We start from the raw sequence: 2,581 nt of genomic DNA on the forward strand, positions 1-2,581 counted from the left end.
AGGAAGACAAGCGGCCCAGAGCAAGGCGACCAAAATGCAGGCCAAACCGCTACGTTCCATGAGTGGACCCTAACGCTGGAGTTAAGCGGCGGCGAAGCCGTCCGCCTTGAACGAGTAGTTAGCCATTGGCCACTGGCGGAAGAATGGCGGCAAGGTAAGTAAGTGCAACAGCTGCAATAGTCTTGACGGTAATACCAGTTGCCATGCAGCGCCAGCAGTAGAAGCGTCCTCGCTGTGTTGCAAAGTCGAGCGCACCGCTGAGTAGATGAAAGCCAAGGGCGAGCCATGCCCACAGTGGGGCTGCGGATGGCTTGAACCACGGGCAAAGGCCGCAGAGCACCAGACAAAAACACATGCCATAGACCAAGCATTTCTTTACGTCACCTGCCAGCGGATTTCGATCCTGATAGATGACGTCCGCCTGGATTTCAGGAGAGGCCGCGACGGCGCCGCCGAAATAGCCAAGTATGCCGTGAGTAACGGCGATCACTTTCATGTATAGGAGAGCATTTTCCATTGGCTAACGCTGGAATTGAGCGGCGGCGAAGCCGTCCGCCTCGAATGAATTGTTAGCGATCAATCCGTGCACTCCCGGCTGTCTGAGTACAAATAGTAAGAGTCGAGGTCCAGCTGCACGCCGTAGAAGGCGAGACGAGATACGACGTCCCTGGAAAGGTTGAGGCCAGCGCCCAAGTCATGAAAATGACCAACCAGCTGCAATGTGCCGCCAAAGCGCTGGCTGACCGCGGCAAACGCGGGCGCGTTGGCATCCATTTGTACCAGAACATCAAGCAAGTGTTCTTCAAGTTCGGCCGTGCGGGCAAGTCTGGAATACAGCGCCCAATGCCCTGTTCTCCGTTCCCGGCGCCTGTGATCCAACTCGCCCTTGAGCCAGGCCTGTGTAGGGGCGACGCCAAGCTCGGCAGACAGGGCAGGCGGATCTATCGCGTCTCCGTAAACGCCAAAGTATGCGTAGCAGTTGTTGGAATCTGTCATTGAGTGCTAACGCTGGAGTTAAGCGGCGCGCGGCTTTTCGCGCGTCCGCTTGGACGACGGGTTAGAGCCCGATGCGCAGATTGCGTGAGTCGCCAGCGCCACAGCGATACCGCAAGCCAGCGCCCAAAACCCCAGTGAAATTGCGAAGAAGAGGAGAACTGCTCCTGGGACAGCACCGATGGCAAAGGCGGCTGACCAGGATGCTCGGCCCCGGCAGAGCAAACCCGCATATAGCGGAGCCCCAAAGACAACGACCGGGATGCAGCCGATGGCTAGCGTGTAGAGAAAGACAACTCTCACGGAGTCGATGATGTTGAAGAGGGGGCCGGGGTGCAGTGACGTTTGAATTGCAGCGAAGCTGGCCAAGGCAACGGCAGCCACGACCAGCGAGGCAAGGGCCACCAATTCAACTTTTGCTAGCTGCTGCGAAAATTTCATGAGGGCTCTAACGCTGGAATTAAGCGGCGGCGCAGCCGTCCGCTTGGATGACTGGTTAGGGAGCAGCGAGCTCACCAACCGAAGGAAAATCTGGCTCTACGATATAGAAATTTGCCGAATGAATGGACGCGGCCGCCTGCAAGCAAGCGATGTGACAGAAGAAGGTCTGCTCTTTTTGCTCACTACGTAGGCGATTCGTGCGAGCAACCAAGTGGATGGCGCATGGATCGAGTACGCCGGCCTCGATGGCCTTAGTGCAGAACATGCAGGAATAACTTGGCTCTTCGAGGCTAGACGTCAATTTCACCTGATCCCTAACGCTGGAGTTGAGCGGCGGCGGAGCCGTCCGCCTCGAACGAACGGTTAGGCCTCATCGTCGTCGGACTCCCACTCTGCTAGGTCTTCTACGGGACGCGGAAGACGCCCCTCAAGCCATTCTGATGCGGACGCTGGGGAGAAAGACGGATCTGACGATTCGATGACCCATGAGAGGAAGTGCTCAGGACCGCCGTTCATGTACGGGGGCGGCGAAACCGGCTTGAAGATTGTTGGCAGGGGCTCGTTTAACGACAAATAGTTGAGCACATGGCCAAATTCTTGAACCACTGCCCAAGCCAAAGAGTGGCTGATGTCGAGCGAGAACTTTACCCACCAATTTCCGCTCTCGAACTTGCCCGAGCCGATGTTGGCAGATACAGCTGGAACCCTCTTGAGGTACGTCAGCAATGGTTCGAAGTACTCAGAATTTTCCATGGGGCCTAACGCTGGAGTTAAGCGGCGGCGAAGCCGTCCGCCTTGAACGAGATGTTAGAACTCGACGACGCGCACACCGTCGGCTTGCTCTACCGAGATTTGTTCTGCAAAAAAGATAGCATCTTGCAGGGTTTCGCTTGGACCGTGAGACACGGTAACCATGAAGTAGGAATTTGAGCCATCACCCACGCATAGGTCATCAATGATGTCCTCGATCCGTGAGGCATCGACGCCAACGACACCTACGTATTTGACGCGCTCTTGAATCCATTGCACGACGATATCGTCGAGCTCAGGGCGATAGCCTTGCAATGAATGATGAATCGCCCCGGGTTTCGTGGAGGCTGTTTGGTTTAAGTCAGGCCTCCACTGCGGTGGCCTGACTGGCGAGTTG

Annotated in this window: 5 protein-coding genes; all 5 read right to left on the reverse strand. The window is 56.4% G+C overall.

Annotated elements, in window-relative coordinates:
- Positions 1 to 118: 118 nt before the first annotated feature.
- The gene (locus AC3A56_RS17530) at positions 119 to 496 is read right to left on the reverse strand and encodes a hypothetical protein (protein ID WP_487771211.1); all 378 of its coding nucleotides are present in this window, start codon (positions 494 to 496) and stop codon (positions 119 to 121) included.
- Between the two features lie 80 nt (positions 497 to 576).
- The gene (locus tag AC3A56_RS17535; protein ID WP_082585192.1) at positions 577 to 996 is read right to left on the reverse strand and encodes a DUF4279 domain-containing protein; all 420 of its coding nucleotides are present in this window, start codon (positions 994 to 996) and stop codon (positions 577 to 579) included.
- Positions 997 to 1,014: 18 nt separating this feature from the next.
- Entirely contained in the window at positions 1,015 to 1,434 is a 420-nt protein-coding gene (locus AC3A56_RS17540) for a hypothetical protein (protein ID WP_487771212.1), read from the reverse strand.
- 363 nt (positions 1,435 to 1,797) lie between these two features.
- A complete protein-coding gene (locus AC3A56_RS17545; RefSeq protein WP_082585301.1) occupies positions 1,798 to 2,187 on the reverse strand; it encodes a hypothetical protein in 390 nt (129 codons plus the stop codon).
- A 54-nt stretch (positions 2,188 to 2,241) separates the two neighbouring features.
- The coding region (locus tag AC3A56_RS17550; RefSeq protein ID WP_487771213.1) for a hypothetical protein at positions 2,242 to 2,581 on the reverse strand (340 nt) is incomplete at its 5' end.

This window comes from Rhodanobacter sp. Soil_C_14 (genome assembly GCF_057657335.1).

Excerpts from the sequence above, each read along its gene's own strand:
- AC3A56_RS17545 (WP_082585301.1), bottom strand. The coding sequence starts at position 2,187 with ATGGAAAATTCTGAGTACTTCGAACCATTGCTGACGTACCTCAAGAGG.
- AC3A56_RS17530 (WP_487771211.1), bottom strand. The coding sequence starts at position 496 with ATGAAAGTGATCGCCGTTACTCACGGCATACTTGGCTATTTCGGCGGC.
- AC3A56_RS17535 (WP_082585192.1), bottom strand. The coding sequence starts at position 996 with ATGACAGATTCCAACAACTGCTACGCATACTTTGGCGTTTACGGAGAC.
- AC3A56_RS17540 (WP_487771212.1), bottom strand. The coding sequence starts at position 1,434 with ATGAAATTTTCGCAGCAGCTAGCAAAAGTTGAATTGGTGGCCCTTGCC.